Here is a 16,369-nt window from a genome sequence, read left to right as displayed (position 1 = left end):
GGCTACTGGGCAAAGACCTGGCGCGCCGCGTACAGACCCGTGCACATGCAGTGCGTGCCCGAGCGTTCTGCGACCAGCTCTCCCACGCAGCGCAAGCCCTCGATCGGCGCACCCGTCTCGTCGAGAGCACGGTACTCGTCGTCCACGACGATGCCGCCCAGCGTGATGTGGGCAGCCCAGGCGCGTGGGGAGGCATAGAACGGGCCCTCGTCGATGGGGGCATCCTCGTTGAACACCGTGCGGCCGAATTGCTCGTCGGTGCCGGTTTCGGCCATCTTGTTGTACGCGGCGACCGTTTCTTCGAGCGCGGCGGGGTCCACCTCGATCTTTGTTGCGAGTTCGGCAAGCGTGTCGGCGCGGAACAGCTGGCCGTTCTCGATAAGGAACTCTTCGTCGGCGCCGTAGGGGGTGACGCCCTCGTCGGTGATGAGGCTGTTCTTGCGGTCGCTAATGATGAAGGCGAAGCCGCCCGGCTGCTTCATCATTGCCTGAGACATAGTGTAGCGGTCGGCAGACTCGTTGACGAAACGCTTGCCATCTGCGTTTACGAACAGGCAGCAGCTCGTGTCGCCCACAATTGTCTCCGTCGAAAAGTCCTTGCGGTCGGCATAGGGGAAGACCATGGGCTTTTCCATATAGGCAGTCTGGCCGCCTGCCGCGAGTGCCATCGTGATGCCGTCGCCCGTGTGGCCATACGCGTTCGTCGTGGGGATGATCGTGTCGTCGGTCCAATCCCAATACGTGTTGTATTGCTTGAGCATCTTGGGGTTGCCCGAGTAGCCTCCGGAGGCGAGGATGACGCCGCGCTTGGACGTGATGCGATAGGTCGTGCCGTCATCGTGAACGCCTACAACGCCCGTGACTGCTCCGTCCTGTACGATGAGCTCGGTTGCACTCGTGAGCGGGATGAGGGTGATGGGCAGGTCGGCCGTGTCCAGCTCCTTTGAGAAGAGGTCGAAGAAGCCCTCGCCGCACTTGCCCGTTGTCGAGCCGGAGTGGCGCGGCCACGGGTAGCCGACGATGCCGGTGAGCTTCTTCCAGCTGAATCCCATCTCGTCGAGCCAGGTGTCCAGCTCGACGACATGAGGTGCATAGGCGAGCCACTTCTCGAATGTGCCGCCGTTGGCGAGGTAGTAGTCGAGCGCCATGAACTCTGCCGAATCAAAGACCTTGCCTGACCCCTCGGCGTTCCAGGCGTCGTAGTCTGCCTGGATCTTGTCGAGCAGATCCTGGTCGATGCCGGCATCGGCGGCGCGCTGCATCGTCTCGGAGAAAAGGGCGGTATAGCCCTCGTTGTTGTCGACGCGCAGCTCGACCGGCGCATTGATGTAGTGCATGTACCCGCCGCTTACCAGGGCGTTGCCTCCAATATTCGACGTCTTTTCCAGGACGACGACGTTGGAGGCTCCTTCTTGAGCTGCCGCTATTGCGGCGGCCATGCCGCTGGCGCCTGCGCCGACGATGACGATGTCGGCATCGAGCTCCTCGGTGGCGGTGCTTTTCTCGGGACCGGGTACCTTCTCGAGCGCCGACGGGTCGCCACCTGCCTGCTCTACACAGTCTGCCGTTGCCTGGAAAATGGCATAGCTCGTTAGCGTGGCGCCCGTGATGCCGTCGAGGCCAAGCGACTGGTACTCGACGATGCGGCCGGGCAGCTCGGCGATGGCCATGTCAGAGATGTAGCGCGTCTCGTTGTGCGAGACGACCTCCAGACTGGTCAGAGCGTTCTCGCTGAATGTGGCCTCTACGACGAGCTCGCCTCCTCGTCCGCGCCCCGTGCCTCGATACGTGCCGGGCTTATACGAGGGCCCTGCGTCGGAAGCGAAGGCGCGGCTGTGCTTCCGTGAGATGGCGCTTCCCGAGACGGTGGCGCAGATGGCGCCCGCAATAGAGAGTTTGACGAAGCCCCGGCGATCGACGGAGAGCGTGTGGGTCATGTCCATGCGGATCCCCTTTCATGTTGGCGTGCTTGCTTTGCGGCGGGCATGGCGGCGAGACGCGCCTCGTCCGTCGCGATGCCGTGCGAGTATCATGAGCAGAACGCCGGTGTGGAAAATCACCCAGTCGCGGGGATATCCCAGCTCAGATGCGTAGGGCGAGAGAATCACTCAGGCTGGGTGAGGACATGCGCTTTTAGAAGATATATCGACTGGGGGCGGTGTGGCCTGTCGAGGGGAGGCGTCGTGACTGGCCTGACGGATATCAAGGTGGGCGAGATTCGAACTCTTGTAAGGATCTTTGCGACTCTCGCGCTGGGCTTCTTCGAGGTGCGGCTCATTAATACGTACGCGTATCCGCTCTACCTCGGCGTGCATACATACCTGCGCGAGGCGGTGAGCTTGTCGTCGCTTGTTCTTTACTTCGTCATCGCGCTGCTGGCGTATCGCTGGTCCCGCGTGCTGTCGGAGCGTCGGATACTGGGAGCCACCGTTTCTGGTTTGGCTCTTGGGGCATGCCTGCTCGCCATCGCTCTGGCAGTGAGGGCACCGGGTGTCATTGCGGTTGGAGCCATTGTGTTTGGCATCGCACGGGCATCTGCCGAGCTCCTGGCTGCCATGGCGCTAACAACTATAGGGCCAGCGCGCTCTCTGCCGATGCTTGTATGCGCTCTCATTGCTGCGTATGTGCCGGAGGGCGCTCTGAGCGTCCTCCCGTTTGCGTGGGGATTTGGCCTCTACCTGGCAGTGCCTCTGCTTTTTCTCGCTACCGGATGGCCGGTCATCAGGCAAGCGCTTGGGCGCTGGGGCGATGCCAGCGCGGCGGGAGGGGCGGCCCGTGATCATGCGGTGACGGAGCCTGGCGCATTCCTGCCGTTCTCACATCGCTTTTTTGTGGCGATGTTCGTATTGCGGGTTGCCTATGGGCTGTCGCTCACGTTCAACGCCTCGATGGGTGTGGCAGTTCAAGCTCCGCTGGTGATGGTGCCCCTCGTGATCGTCGCGCTGTGGTGCGCGGCGCGTCGACGTATCGTGTCTGCAGACGTCCTGTACCAGGGGTCGACACTGCTTGTGATATCTGGATTGCTTGCCATGCTGGTGCCACAGCTTGTTGGCAGCTCTGCGCCCAACGCTCTGCTCACGTCTGGCGCCGATCTGTTCGTTGTTTTTGCGCGGTATGGGCTTGCTGTTATCGGATATCGTAGCCCGGCGGCAAGTCTGCTGACGAGCGCTTGGGGCATTGGCATCATGCAGGCGGGCGTGTTGGCGGGAACGGGCATAGGAACGCTGTTCGGGTCGCTTCTCGCCACCGACTCCGCCGCATTTATACCGATCGTGGCACTGTTGACGCTGCTTTTCACCGCATTCAGCCTAGTGTTGCTCCAGGGCTTTAGCTTCGAAGAGGCGGTGAGCAACGTGCGACAGCCCCCGATGCCCGTTGTGTCGCATGATGACGACGGCACTGGGGAGGCATTTGCGGCGTGCTGCGAAAAGCTGGCTGTCACGTATGGCTTAACGAATCGAGAGCGCGACGTTCTGCGCCATCTTGCGCGCGGCCGCAACGTCCCCTTTATGCAAGAAGACCTGCACATCTCGCACAATACGGTGCGAACGCACGTCAAGCATATCTATCAGAAGATGGGCATCCGTTCTCAGCAGGAGCTTATCGAGCTGGTGCTGGAGTCTCAGGCACGGCGATGCTAGCAGTCTGCTCCTCGAGGAGCTTGGCGGAGCTGACGAGTAGTCTGGTCACGAGGCCCCGTTAAGCATGCCGGAAGTTCGGTAAAGACACGCCACATGTGGGGGACGGCGCAGCGCGCCCTCCTATAGTGGTGGGATCTGCTTCTCTGCTGACGGATGGGGCTACTCCATGGAAAAGCGCGCGGCGGTGGGTGATGATGGGATGGTGGGGACGGCTCCTGCCGTGGGCGAGACGGCCTCCCGCGTGCAGAATGCGCCGACCCTCTATGTCGTCGTGCCCTGCTACAACGAGCAGGAGGTCCTGCCCGAGACGGCGCGGCGCCTCGGCGATATCCTGCGCGCGATGCGTACCGCCGGATCGATCGGCCCGGCGAGCCGCGTGCTGTTTGTCGATGACGGCAGCTCGGACGCCACGTGGGAGCTGATCGAGGGGCTGCATCGGAATGCCGCTGGTGACGGCCTGTTTGCGGGCGTGAAGCTCGCGCATAACGCCGGCCACCAAAACGCGCTGTACTGTGGGCTCATGGTTGCCCTGCGGCGCGGAGCCGACGCTGCCATCTCCATCGATGCCGATCTGCAGGATGACGTGCGTCTTATCCCGCAGATGGTTGAGGCCTGGGACAGCGGTGCGCAGATCGTCTACGGCGTGCGCCGGCGCCGCGACAAGGACACGGTGGCCAAGCGCTCGACGGCCGAGGCGTTCTACAAGCTCATGCGCCTGCTCGGGGCGGAGACGGTGCCGGACCACGCCGACTACCGCCTCATGGGTCGCCCGGCGCTCGAGGCGCTCTCGCAATACTCGGAGGTCAATCTTTTCTTGCGCGGCATCGTGCCGATGCTGGGATTTAAGACGGAGCGCCTCTACTACGACCGCGCGGCGCGCTTTGCCGGCACGTCGAAGTACCCGCTCAAGAAGATGCTGGCGTTTGCGCTCAACGGCATCACGTCGTTTAGCGACAGACCGATCCACCTCATCACGCTCGCTGGCGCCCTCACGCTGCTCGTCAGCTTTATCATGCTCGTCTATGTGCTTGTGAGCGCCCTGACGGGACGGGCCGTGGCGGGGTGGGGCAGCATCATGGTCTCCATCTGGTTCGTCGGCGGCCTCGTCATGGTGTCGCTCGGCGTCGTGGGCGAGTACATCGGCAAGATATACCTCGAGTCGAAGCATCGGCCCCGCTACATCGTTGAAGAGGAGCTGCAGTGAGCCAGGACGGACAGAGGCGGGCCGTGGCGGGGGACGGCGGCGACGCGCGCGCCCAGCGCGAGGCGTGGCTGCGGGCCCTGAGCGAAAAGGAAGCCCGCCGCGGCTTTGGGCATGCGGGCGGCATGGACGTCCGCGCCAAGAAGGGCATGGGCCCCAACAAAGCGTGCGGCCACAAGGGCGGCATTTCTCGACAGGGCTCGAAGCGCGGCTAGTTGGTGGTAGGCGAGGCCTCGGCCGTTCTTTCCGCGAGGCTCTTGCCGCTGCGGATCTCGTCCTTGTACTTCCACGTGCCCCAGCGATAGTACGCCAGCATGCCCGTCACCATGAACACCCAGGCAACGGGGTAGCTCGCGTAAATACCCGGCAGACCCGGTGCCACGGCCTGCACACCGAGCACCCAGGCGATGCGCAGCACACACATGAACGCCACGGCGAGGATCATCGGCACGACTGTCGATCCCACGCCGAAGAACAACCCGCCGATGCCCATGTACGTCGCGTAGAGGAAGTACAGCGGCACGATGACGGACATGGCCTGGATGCCGAGCCGCACGACCTCTGGGTCGGGCGAGAACATGCCGAGGACGGGGTAGCGCAGTGCCCACATGGCGCTCACGAGCGCGATCGTGATGCCGACGTTGACGCCGACGCCGGCAAGCACGCCGCGCTTGGCTCGGTCAAAGCGCCGCGCGCCAACGTTTTGCCCCACGAACGTCGTGATGGCACCCTGAATGGCGCCGACGGGCATGTAGAGCCAGCCATCGATCTTCGAGTAGGCGCCGAATCCGTCCATAGCCTCGATGCCATAGAGGTTGACCTGCGACGATATGATGACACTCGACAGGCAGATCACCGTTTGCTGCACACCGTTGGGCAGGCCGATGGACAGCATCTTGCGGACGATGGTGCCGTCTATCGTGGGCCTCGTGCCTGCCATATAGAACTGCTCGCGCTGGCTGCGGATGCGCAGGAGCGTGATGCAGGCCGACAGCGTCTGTGCCAGCGCCGTGGCGAGGGCTGCTCCCAGCACGCCCATGTCGAGCACGGCCACGAACACGTAGGCAAGCGCGAGATTGAACAACGACGAGATGATGAGGATGACCATGGGGGAGCGCGAGTCGCCGCGCGAGCGGAATACGGCGGATCCCATGTTGTAGATGACCATCGGCAACATGCTGAGCGCATACGTGCGCATATAGAGCGTGCCTGCGTCGAGCACGTCTCCCTGCAGGTTCATGAGCGCCAGGCACGGACGGGAGATGAGCCAGGCGACGGCTGTCATGATGAGGCCGCCGGCTATGGCGAGCGCCCCGGCCGACCAGACGGCCCGACCGAAGCGGGCGTAGTTACGCGCGCCGAAGAGCTGGGCGAGCACGACGCCAGCACCGAGTGAGACGCCGAAGAAGAAGCACGTGATCGTCGAGATGAGATAGGCGCAGCTCGAGACAGCTGCCAGCGCGACGTTGCCTGCCCAGTGGCCGAGGATCATCGAGTCCACGGTGACGTAGAACTGCTGGAAGAAGTTTGTCACCAGCATCGGCAGGGCAAACAGCACGAGCGTCGGCAGAATGGCGCCTCGCGTCATGTCGCCGCGCGGCCGGGCGGCGGGCTTGTCGGACGCGGATGCAGATGGCGGTGCTGTCGGTGCCATGGGGCTCCTTGGATGCCAGGTGGGGCGTGGCCTTGGTTTGTGGTGGCCTGCCCCATCGTTTGTTACCCTGCGTGGCACACTATAGCCATGGGGCGCCTCTGCTGCGCCGCACTTCGCCGAAGGGCCGGCTGTTGCTCACCAACTGGCTCTCGAGAGGTTTTCTGCGAGCGGCTTGCCCTGACGCTGCGCTGACAAAACGGGAGTGACCTCTCTGCCTGCGGATCTTCTGCCATTTGTCAGGGCCACGTCAGATTTCAGATATCCGGGTAGCGTATGCGACACACGTGCGGCCTGTGGGTACAAGTTCAATACGTCTGCCCCCAACCACAAACCAGAGGAGACCTTACGTGAGCGACAGACAGGGCCCCAACCTCAACGACCTCTTTGGCAGCCTGTTTGGCTTCCCGATTCCCGGCCAGGGCGGCTCGGGCCAGCAAGGTCAGAGCCAGGACGGCTCAAACACCATCCCCGTCGACGCCACGGTGACGGGCGGCGACGGCTCTGACGGCCAGCCTCCTCACGAGCCTCGTCCCTCCGTTATGGAGACGATCGCCACGTGGAGCAAGCGCGCGTTCATCGTGCTCGGCATCCTTGCCGTTATCGTGCTCGTTTTCTGCTACTGGTGGTTCCACCCGGCCATCAACCTGCATAGCACCCAGGTGTGGAGCTGGCTCATCCTTATCGCCGCACTCGTCGCTGGCGCTCTGTGGGTGGCCTCTATCCGCTGCGAGTCTAAGCGTACGCTGCTGCGTCGCCTGCTCGTGATTCCCGGTGCCGTTGTCGTGGCGTACGTTGTCGGCATCCTTACGGGCATGTCCATCATCCCGGGCAACGCCGAGCGCTACGCTACGGTCCTCGAGACGCAGGAGGGCGACTTCGCATCCGACATCCAGCCGGTCAACTACTCCGAGGTGCCCGTCATCGACCGCGATTCTGCCATTTTGCTCGGCAACCGCGCCATGGGCTCCATCCCCGAGTATGTGAGCCAGTTCGAGATCTCAACGGCATACAGCCAGATCAACTACCACGGCAAGCCGGTGCGCGTGAGCCCGCTCGTCTACGCCGATCTCTTCAAGTGGTTCACGAACCGCGCCGAGGGCATCCCCGCCTACGTTGTCGTTGACATGACGACGCAGGAAGCGCAGGTCGTGAAGCTCGAGCAGCCCATCAAGTACTCCGAGAGCGAGCCGCTTGCCCGCAACATTGATCGCTACGTGCAGCTCAAGTATCCCACGTACATGTTCGACGAGAAGTCGTTCGAGATCGATGAGGACGGCACGCCGTGGTGGGTCTTCCCCGTGCAGAAGCGCACGATCGGCCTGTTCGAGGGCACGACGATTCAGCGCGTCGTGCTTGTGAACGCCAGCACGGGCGAGACGCAGGACTATGCCATCGAGGACTGCCCCCAGTGGGTTGACCGCGCCTACCCGAGCGACCTGCTCATCAAGCAGTACAACTGGAGCGGCCTGTACTCCGGCGGCTGGCTGAACTCCTGGCTCGGCCAGAAGAACGTCGTGCGCACGACGCCGGGCACCGACGGCAACCTCGGCTACAACTACATCGCCCAGAACGACGACGTCTACCTGTACTCCGGCGTGAGCTCCGTCACGGCCGACAACTCCATCATCGGCTTCATTCTCGTGAACCAGCGCACGGGTGACTCGCGCTTCTTCTCCGTGGCGGGCGCTACGGAGGACTCGGCCATGTCGTCTGCCGAGGGCGCGGTCCAGAACCTCAAGTACACGGCGACGTTCCCCCTGCTACTCAATATTGAGAACCAGCCGACGTACTTCATGGCGCTCAAGGACGGCGCGGGCCTCGTCAAGAAGTATGCGATGGTCAATATCCAGCAGTACCAGAACGTGGCCGTCGGCGACACGGTGGCCGAGACGCAGGAGAACTACGTCAAGCTCCTCGCCGAGCAGGGCATGCTTGATGACGAGACGGCGCAGCAGGCCGTTACCCAGGTGAGTGCTCAGGCGAGTGGCACGATCGCGACGATGGCGCAGGGCGTCGTCGACGGCAACTCGCACTTCTACGTGACGCTCGAGGGCGACGAGTCCGGTGTCATCTACGACTTTGCGCTGCCGGGCCTGCTGCCCATCGTGACGTACCAGGTGGGTGACGACATCGAGTTCTCCTATGCAGAGCCCGAGGACGGCGCAGCGACGCGCACGGTGACGGCGTTTGCCGATGCGAACGCGACGGGTACGGCGCAGGACGGCGAGGTGAGCGGCTCCGTCGGCTCCGCAAGTGCCGATGCCGGCGCGAGCGCTACCTCCGATGGCGGCGCCACGGCATAACGCCTTACGAGGACAAAGTGCCGGGCACGCCCCGGCGCTTTGCCGGATGTGCCAACACGAGGGCCCCGCGTGCTAGCTGATGGCACGCGGGGCCCTTTTCTACGTATTGGGGTTCGTGTGCTGTCCCCCTGCGCGAAAAACAGCGCTGCCCGCCCGCCTCTCTCTGGCGGACGGGCAGCGCTTGCATGCAATCAAAAGTCGAGACTTGCGAGATTTCCCGGCCTTAGTCGAAGCGGCTGATGAAGCCCTCGACGGCCTCGATGCACTCGTTGGGGTGCGTGGCGTTGGCGATGTGCGGCGCGCCCTGGATGAGCGTCCACTCGCAGCCGGGGATGAGGTCGACGCCCTCCTTGATGACCCACGGCGAGCCCTCGTCGTCGGTCCCGGACAGCGCCATGCAGGGAACCTTGATGTTCTTGACGCCCTCGCGGATGTCCCAGTCGCGCATCTTGCCGGTCACGACGAACTCCGATGCGCCTTGCATGATCATGTAGCACTCGCCGACGCCCGCGAACGAGTCCTTGAGGTTCTGCGAGTAGTCCTTCTCGTACATGCCGGTGACGTGGCGCTTGTAGTACTCGTCGTAGGCGGCGCGGGCCTGCACGGTGCCGTAGTCGCCGGTGCGCTCGGCCTCGGCCAACGCGTTTTGCATCTCGAGCGGCAGGAACGTGATGAGGTGGTTCGCGGCGTCCAGCCAGCTCTGGATGCGCACGGGTGACGAGTTGATGACGAACGAGTTCACGCCGGTGTCGTCCTTCATCATGCACAGCATGCCGAGCATGCCGCCCCACGAGTTGCCAAACAGGTGGATGTTGTCGAGTCCGAGGGCCTTGCGCACGGCGTAGAACTCGTTGACCCACAGGTCGTAGTTGTAGAAGTCGGGATCCTGCGGGGGGATGGCCGACTTGCCGCAGCCGATCTGGTCGTAGAAGATGACCTGGCGGCCGTAGCGGTCGGCTATCTCGGCATATTCCAGCAGGTAGTTGTGGCAGTCGCCGGGGCCGCCGTGCAGCACGAGCAGCGGCTTCTTGCCGGGCTGGCTTTCGCCGACGATCTTGCAATACGTTTTGTAGCCCAGATAGTCGACGTAGACTTCCTTGATCTCTGCCATGTGTTCTCCCTTTCAAGCATACAGACGGTTCGGTGCAGAAGGGCTGTGCTGGTGCGGACCCTAGTCGACCTCGATAGAGACGGGGTCAGCCAGCTTCCCCTTCTTGTCCAGGACGACGGCCACGACGTAGCCGACGATGCCGACGATGAGCATGAGGCCGCCCAGGAAGAGGTTCACGGGCAGTCCCTCAAAGCCGGTGAGCAGTGGGAAGTTGCTCAGCACGAGATAGAGCACGTATATCATGCCAACAAGGGCGATGGCGGGCGCAATAGTCGTCTGAAAGACGTTGTGGCCGAAGCCTTCTTCGGCATTGTGCTTGCGCATGTACATGAACACGGCGATGCAGACGATGAGCTCGAGGGCCATGATGCCTGCGATGGCGATGGCAGAGCAGATGGCACCGATCTGGCTGTAGGGGTCGAGGCCGAACGCGGCCAGGATGAAGGCGAGGCCAACGCCAAACACCATGTTGGCGCACGACGCGATGAACGGCGACTTGTGGGCGTTCGTCTTGCACAGGGCCTTGGGGAGCAGGTCGGCGCGCGCGAAGGCGAACAGGTAGCGTGACGCCATGTTATGCGAGGCCATCCACGACGCGAAGTTCGAGATGAGCAGCAGCCAGAAGAATATGTGTCCAACGATGTCCCCGCAGTATTCGACGGCGACGGAGTGGTAGAGGCCTGAGGGGTCGTCTGTGGCCATCTGCACGACGTTGTCGGCACCGACGGCCGCGATGACCGACCAGGCAGACAGCGAGTAGACGAGGCCGATGACGATGACAGCGATGAACGTGGCGCGGGGGACCGTCTTACGCGGGTTCTTCGTCTCCTCGCCGAAGATGGCCGTGGCCTCGAAGCCGATGAAGCACAAAAACGCGAAGCACACGCCCAGACCTGGCGCGCCGGAGAAGAACACTGCGGGCGAGAACGACTCGAGCGTGTAGGCGCCAAAGCCCTCGTGGATGAGTACGCTCACGTCGACGAGCGCCAGCACGGAGACCTCGCACACGAGGCAGACCATGAGGAACTTCGTGCCACCCTCGATGCCGAAGTAGCTGAACACCAAGATGATGGCCGCCATGATGAGCGAGACGACCCACCAGGGGATGGCGACGCCTATCTCCTGCTCGATGATGGAGGCTGCAAACGTTCCGCCGGCGCTCACGAGGTAGACGGAGAGCATGTTATAGGCGGCGACGGCGACGTAGCCCGCTGCTGTGCCGAGTTTCTTTCCCATGCCCATGGAGATGTACGTGTAGAAGGCGCCGGCGTTCGTCACGTGCGACGCCATGGCCGTAAAGCCTACGGAGAAGAACAGCAGCAGGATGCCTATGAACACGAAGTCCATCGGCGCCGCTGCCCCGTTGCCCAGCATGAAGATGAGCGGCGTGTTCGTTGCGGAGGCGCCCAGGGGCGCGGCTGCGGCGATGACGAGGAACACGAGCGCGAGCGTGCCGATGGCTCCGTGCTTGAGCTCGTTGCCGGGGGAGGGTTCGTGAGCCATGACAGCTCCTAACGGTCGTTTGCCTATACTGCGTCAGCTCAGTTGCACGCAGGGCACGGTCCCCATTCCCATCCCCCATGCACAGCAGACTTGTGGTGAAGAATAGTACGTTTTACGGATTTTCTGTTGTGAAAAATAATGCGCCGGCCGAGAGGGCTCCAGAGCCCCGCGACCGGCGCAGTCGGCTAACCTGAAACGCGCTAGAACGGCATCATCGCGCCGGGCATTTCCTCGGCTCCAGCGTCGCCGGGAAGATGGATACGCGGAGGCAGCTCGTTCACGGACGTCGTCGCCAGCACCTCGGACAGCAGGCCCATCGTATGCGCAAGGTTGGAGCGCGGGTGCTTCAGGGCGATGGACAGCGGCACGCCCGTACGGTTGATGCAGCACAGGTGGCTCACTCCGGCCTCGACGGCCGAGGCGATGACCGTGTCGTCGATGGCGCCTGCCACGGCGATGAGCGGCTTACCGGCGGCCTTGCAGCGGCTCGCCACGCCGACGACGACCTTGCCGTGCAGTGACTGACCGTCGAAGCAGCCCTCGCCCGAGAACACGACGTCCGCCTCGCGCACGAGCTCGTTGAAGCCGGCCGTGTCGAGCACGGTCTGGATGCCCATCTGCAACGGCGACCCAAAGAACGCCACCATGCCGGCGCCCATGCCTCCCGCCGCGCCGCCGCCGGGCACGCTGAGCACGTAGCGCCGCAGGTCGGCCAGGATGACGGACGCCAGGTGCGCCAGGCCCTCGTCCAGCATGCGAACCTGGCTGGGCGTCGCGCCCTTCTGCGGGCCGAATATGGCCGCTGCTCCCGTCGTGCCGCACAGCGGGTTGTCGATGTCGCACATCGTGACGATCTCGACGTCCTTGAGCCGCGGATCGAGCCCCCGCATGTCGATATGCGCGATGTGCGACAGCGTCTCGCCCACCGGCACGAATGCCTCGCCCGTTTCGTCGAGGAACCGCACGCCGCACGCCGCTGCCATACCGCAGCCGCCGTCGTTGGTCGAGCTGCCGCCCAGGCCCATGATGACGCGCGTTGCTCCGTGGTCCAGGGCATCGAGCAGCAGCTGGCCTACGCCATACGTCGTCGTCTTCTCGGCGTGGCGGTTCTCGCCCACCAGGGGCAGGCCGGCCGCTGCGGCCATCTCGATGACGGCTGTCCCGTTGTCGAGCAGCCCGTAGTACGAGGGGATGGACTCGCGATAGGGCCCGCACACGGTGGCTTCCATGCGCTTGCCGGGCAGCGCGGCCAGGAAGGCGTCGACGCTGCCCTCGCCACCGTCGGCCACGGGGATGGTGCGAATCGTGGCGTCGGGGAAGCGCTCTTGCAGCGTCTCGGCCATGATGCGGCACACGTCGATAGCGCTCATGGTTCCCTTGAACGAGTCGGGGACGATGAGGAAGTTCGAGTACACCACGGCCTCCTTTCATGCGACGGGCCCGCGCGGATTCGGTGATCTCGCGCGGGCCCAGACGAGAGCTCGGTCAATTGTAACGCGATCGGGGGGATTCCCGCCGAGGTTGAACGCTGGCCTACGCCAGGCCCATGGCCCCACAGATCATGTAGATGATCCAGATGCCGACGATGCCGGAGACGCCCAGGATGCCCGTCGCGATCGTCTGCGTGCGATAGCCCTGGTCAGGCTGCATGGCACCGAAGTTCGTGACGACCCAGAAGTACGAGTCGTTCGCGTGGCTGACCGTCATGGCACCAGCGCCGATGGCCATGACGGCGAGGGCGGCCGCGACAGGCATGTCGAAGCCGAGCGTCGTCATGAGGGGGGCGAGCATGCCGGCCGTCGTCGTGATGGCGACCGTCGAGGAGCCCTGCGCCGTCTTGAGGATGGCGGCGAGCAGGAACGGGAAGAAGATGCCGAGCATCTCCAGGGCGCCTGCCTGGCTCTTGATGAAGTTCACGATGTCGGTGGACGAGATGACCTTGCCCAGCACGCCGCCGGCGGCCGTGATGAACAGGATGGGGCCGACGACCTTGAGCGTCTCCTGGCACAGGTCGTAGAACTTGTCGAGCTTGCCCGTCGAGGCGAGCTGGATGACGCCGAACACGGTGCCGACGGCCAGGGCGATCATCGGCGTGCCGAAGAACGTCAGCAGGTCGTCGATGACGCCAGTCCAGCCGGCCATGGACGAGACGGAGCCGAGGGCCATGAGCACGATGGGCACCACGATGGGGGCCAGCGTGTTGAAGCCGCCGGGCAGCGTGCCGTACTGAGCCTTGAGCTCCTCGTACGTGGCGACGGTCTCTGCGGCGTCGGCCTCATCGGCGGCCTTGACGCGCTTGCCGATGAAGCGGGCGTACAGGATGCCGGCGATGAGCGGGATGATGGACGCAAGCACGCCCATGCCCATGACGAGCAGCAGGTCCTCGGACAGGCCCAGCGAGCCAGCTGCGGCGATGGGGCCGGGCGTCGGTGGGATGAACACGTGCGAGATGTACAGGCCGGCCGACAGGCACACCGTGAGCATGACGGAGCTCGCGGCCGTGCGCTTAACGATGGCCTTGCGGATGGGGTTCAGGATGACGAAGCCCGAGTCGCAGAACACGGGGATGGAGACGATCCAGCCCATGAGCGCCATGGCGATCTCGGGGTGCTTCTTGCCGACGAGCTTGACGACCATGTCGGCCAGCTTGAACGCGCCGCCCGTCGCCTCGAGGATGGAGCCCACGAGCGCACCGAGGATGATGACGATGCCGATGCTCGTGAACGTGCCCGAGAAGCCGGCGCCGATGACCGACGCGATGCCGGAGACCTTCGTCCCGTCGTCGAGCGTCTGGTCGACGAGCGGAATGCCCGCCACGAGGCCGAACACGAGCGAGACGAGCATGATGGAGATGAACGGGTGGATCTTGAACTTGGAGATCATCACGATCATGAGCACGATGGCGATCACGAACGCGACGATGAGCGCGATGCCCGTCATGGGCCTGTCCTTCCTCCGACGCCAGCTACTGAAACTCCCTGCATTAAGGCCGCATTAACGACCAGGGCGCATTCTAGGAGGGGAGGGGAAACCCGACGACTTTTCTTGGCTTGCAGACCGTCTGTGGCGGCAAATGCCCCGCCGAACGGCTTTCTGTGTGGCGCTCGTGCGATGGGGCTTGGGGAGCTTGCGCAGGTGGGGTCGCTGAGCTTGCTTGGTGATGTCCAAGGTGCCGGTGGGATACGCCCCTATCGTGCGATGCGGCCGGCTACGAGGTCGATGACCTCCTGCTTTGCATGGCAGTCGAGCTTGCGGTACAGGCCCTTTGTGTGCGTGCGGATCGTGTTGGGCGTCACACCCTGCTCTTCGGCGATGCGCTGCACCGTGTGGCCCTGCGAGAGGCTCTCAAGTACGGCTGCCTCGCGTTCGGTGAGGCCGAACTCTTCTGCGAGAGCCTGGCAGACGGCATGGCGTGGGTCAAGGGCGGGAGGCGCGCTGGGGGAGGGGCTTGCCTCGCCGGCAGACGTGCCGGCCTGCGTCGCGTCTGTGGAGCCGGTGGCGGGGGAGGCGGTCCGCGTGCCCTGGGAGGCGAGCAGTGCGGCGATGACGAGCGCGCAGGCCATGAGGGCCAGGGCAATGAGCAGCGTGACGATGTCGAAGGCGCCGCGGGCCGCGGGCTCTGTCGCTGAGGGGCCGAACATGAACAGGCTGTCCGTTGCCAGGTAGGCGATGGCCTGGGGCACGAGATAGTAACGGGCCAGGAGGGCGCTCGTGGCGCAGGGGATCTCCGCGATATTCCGGCCCGCGACAGCGCGCCGCGCCGCCGCCTCGACGGGCAGCATCCAGAAGAGCGTCCAGACGACAAGACGCGCGACGAGCAGGGCGTTGATGCCGAGGGTGCTCGCTCCCGCGTTGGCGCTCATCGTGAGCAACACGCCGGCAAAGGCAAGCACGATTGTGGCGACCCAGCTCACGGCACGCCCCACGGCCGGCTGCGCGCGGAGGGCCCACGAGCAAACTGCGAGAACGCCAGAGAATGCCAGCGCAAGGTAGTAGCGCGTGCCCGAAGGGTCGATGGGGTAGACGGAGGTGCCCGATGTGCGTATGCCTGCCAGCGCGCTGACGAGTACGACGAACAGTGCTGCCACGATGAGGAGCCATCGCTCGCTGCCCTCGACGAGGGGCGCGCGGTTTTCTCGCTGTGCCTGCGATGCGATTTGCTGGGAGAGGGAAGCGCGCTCGGCGTCTGGAGAGGCGCCACGCTCGCACTCCTTTTCGTCGGGGTGCCTCTCTGCGGAGCCTTGCGCGAGGGTCGTTTGCGCCCCGCGTGCGTATGCCAGCAGCGGTAGGCAGGCGAGCAGGGGATAGGCGATAAGCACGACGCTGCCAGGTGGCACGGCAGCGCCCGCCCCCGTGAGGAGGGCCGTCACTAGGCGCACGGCGAAGCTGAGGAACAGCGATACGGCCACGTCGATGAGCAGCTGACTTGCGAAGCTCCTGGAGGCGCTCGCGTCATCGAGGCCGCGTACAACGGCCTCTCCCCAGGCGAGCGTCAGCAGGGAGATTGTCACGGCGGCAGCGAGGCAGCCAAGCCCGCCGAGCAGGGCCTCGATGACGGCCCCGTTAGGCAGGGCCATTCCGAGCGCAAGGATGGCCGACGTTGCTGTTCCGCAGAGCACGGCGGGCCGGGGGTTGGAGGAGGGCGTGCCGAGGAGGCGATTAGCTCGGGGCATGGCGAGCGCGCACGCGATCATCGCGATCGAGAGGACGAGCGAAAGGGCACCGAGCTGTGCGGTGTCGGAGAACGCCGCATCGAGCGCTGTCTTACTCAGCGTGAGGAGCGGCCAGTACAGCGCGAGGCCTCCGATGACGAGGGTGCGCTCCCGTTTTGGCATGTCTGTCCGCCTCCTCTCGCCCTGTGATCCGTCGCGTTGCACTACAGGCCCATCTTAGCTCACGTAACCGCCGACAGATTGCTTCACATATTCGGGGGGAGACGGGAAGTGTGAGGGGACA

11 protein-coding genes are annotated in these 16,369 nt (G+C 64.3%); 4 read left to right on the top strand and 7 right to left on the bottom strand.

Annotation, left to right across the window (positions count from 1 at the left end; translation table 11 throughout):
- Positions 1-2 precede the first annotated feature (2 nt).
- Complete coding sequence (locus KHZ24_01680) at positions 3-1,943, bottom strand: FAD-dependent oxidoreductase (GenBank protein ID MBS5449914.1); 1,941 nt, start codon at positions 1,941-1,943, stop codon at positions 3-5.
- A 240-nt stretch (positions 1,944-2,183) separates the two neighbouring features.
- Between KHZ24_01680 and KHZ24_01675 the strand changes: the two genes are divergently transcribed.
- The 3 genes from KHZ24_01675 (at position 2,184) to KHZ24_01665 (ending at position 5,057) form a co-directional block, all read left to right on the top strand.
- Complete coding sequence (locus tag KHZ24_01675) at positions 2,184-3,641, top strand: helix-turn-helix transcriptional regulator (GenBank protein MBS5449913.1); 1,458 nt, start codon at positions 2,184-2,186, stop codon at positions 3,639-3,641.
- Positions 3,642-3,840: 199 nt separating this feature from the next.
- Positions 3,841-4,845 carry a glycosyltransferase family 2 protein gene (locus tag KHZ24_01670; protein MBS5449912.1) on the top strand — a complete coding sequence of 335 codons (1,005 nt, stop codon included), beginning with the start codon at positions 3,841-3,843 and terminating at the stop codon, positions 4,843-4,845.
- Between the two features lie 23 nt (positions 4,846-4,868).
- On the top strand, positions 4,869-5,057 hold the full coding sequence (locus tag KHZ24_01665; GenBank protein ID MBS5449911.1) for a hypothetical protein: 189 nt from the start codon (positions 4,869-4,871) through the stop codon (positions 5,055-5,057).
- Here KHZ24_01665 and KHZ24_01660 read toward each other — a convergent pair.
- A complete protein-coding gene (locus KHZ24_01660) occupies positions 5,054-6,430 on the bottom strand; it encodes an MATE family efflux transporter (protein ID MBS5449910.1) in 1,377 nt (458 codons plus the stop codon). The two genes, KHZ24_01665 and KHZ24_01660, sit on opposite strands and share 4 nt — an antisense overlap.
- A gap of 413 nt (positions 6,431-6,843) precedes the next feature.
- Here KHZ24_01660 and KHZ24_01655 point away from each other — a divergent pair, with 413 nt between their 5' ends.
- Positions 6,844-8,799: a Tat pathway signal sequence gene (locus KHZ24_01655; GenBank protein MBS5449909.1), complete on the top strand. Its 1,956-nt coding sequence runs from the start codon at positions 6,844-6,846 to the stop codon at positions 8,797-8,799.
- A gap of 223 nt (positions 8,800-9,022) precedes the next feature.
- On the opposite strand, the gene KHZ24_01650 is transcribed toward KHZ24_01655, so the two are convergent.
- The 5 genes from KHZ24_01650 to KHZ24_01630 all read right to left on the bottom strand — a co-directional run bounded on the left by KHZ24_01650 (position 9,023) and on the right by KHZ24_01630 (position 16,248).
- Complete coding sequence (locus KHZ24_01650) at positions 9,023-9,910, bottom strand: proline iminopeptidase-family hydrolase (GenBank protein ID MBS5449908.1); 888 nt, start codon at positions 9,908-9,910, stop codon at positions 9,023-9,025.
- Between the two features lie 60 nt (positions 9,911-9,970).
- On the bottom strand, positions 9,971-11,413 hold the full coding sequence (locus KHZ24_01645; GenBank protein ID MBS5449907.1) for an APC family permease: 1,443 nt from the start codon (positions 11,411-11,413) through the stop codon (positions 9,971-9,973).
- A gap of 200 nt (positions 11,414-11,613) precedes the next feature.
- Positions 11,614-12,783 carry a glycerate kinase gene (locus tag KHZ24_01640; GenBank protein ID MBS5449906.1) on the bottom strand — a complete coding sequence of 390 codons (1,170 nt, stop codon included), beginning with the start codon at positions 12,781-12,783 and terminating at the stop codon, positions 11,614-11,616.
- A 163-nt stretch (positions 12,784-12,946) separates the two neighbouring features.
- Positions 12,947-14,353 carry a GntP family permease gene (locus KHZ24_01635; GenBank protein ID MBS5449905.1) on the bottom strand — a complete coding sequence of 469 codons (1,407 nt, stop codon included), beginning with the start codon at positions 14,351-14,353 and terminating at the stop codon, positions 12,947-12,949.
- A gap of 248 nt (positions 14,354-14,601) precedes the next feature.
- Complete coding sequence (locus KHZ24_01630) at positions 14,602-16,248, bottom strand: hypothetical protein (protein ID MBS5449904.1); 1,647 nt, start codon at positions 16,246-16,248, stop codon at positions 14,602-14,604.
- Positions 16,249-16,369: the final 121 nt, after the last annotated feature.

It is taken from the genome of Coriobacteriia bacterium, assembly GCA_018368455.1.
Lineage (GTDB): Bacteria > Actinomycetota > Coriobacteriia > Coriobacteriales > UMGS124 > JAGZEG01.
The sequence above is the reverse complement of the archived record's forward strand: the minus strand, read 5'-3'. Positions and strand labels throughout refer to the sequence as shown.

What these genes read in the sequence shown, in the direction of transcription:
- KHZ24_01680 (MBS5449914.1), bottom strand. Translation starts at nt 1,943, where the DNA reads ATGGACATGACCCACACGCTCTCCGTCGATCGCCGGGGCTTCGTCAAA.
- KHZ24_01670 (MBS5449912.1), top strand. Translation starts at nt 3,841, where the DNA reads ATGGTGGGGACGGCTCCTGCCGTGGGCGAGACGGCCTCCCGCGTGCAG.
- KHZ24_01660 (MBS5449910.1), bottom strand. Translation starts at nt 6,430, where the DNA reads ATGACGCGAGGCGCCATTCTGCCGACGCTCGTGCTGTTTGCCCTGCCG.
- KHZ24_01650 (MBS5449908.1), bottom strand. Translation starts at nt 9,910, where the DNA reads ATGGCAGAGATCAAGGAAGTCTACGTCGACTATCTGGGCTACAAAACG.
- KHZ24_01645 (MBS5449907.1), bottom strand. Translation starts at nt 11,413, where the DNA reads ATGGCTCACGAACCCTCCCCCGGCAACGAGCTCAAGCACGGAGCCATC.
- KHZ24_01640 (MBS5449906.1), bottom strand. Translation starts at nt 12,783, where the DNA reads ATGAGCGCTATCGACGTGTGCCGCATCATGGCCGAGACGCTGCAAGAG.
- KHZ24_01635 (MBS5449905.1), bottom strand. Translation starts at nt 14,353, where the DNA reads ATGACGGGCATCGCGCTCATCGTCGCGTTCGTGATCGCCATCGTGCTC.
- KHZ24_01630 (MBS5449904.1), bottom strand. Translation starts at nt 16,248, where the DNA reads ATGCCAAAACGGGAGCGCACCCTCGTCATCGGAGGCCTCGCGCTGTAC.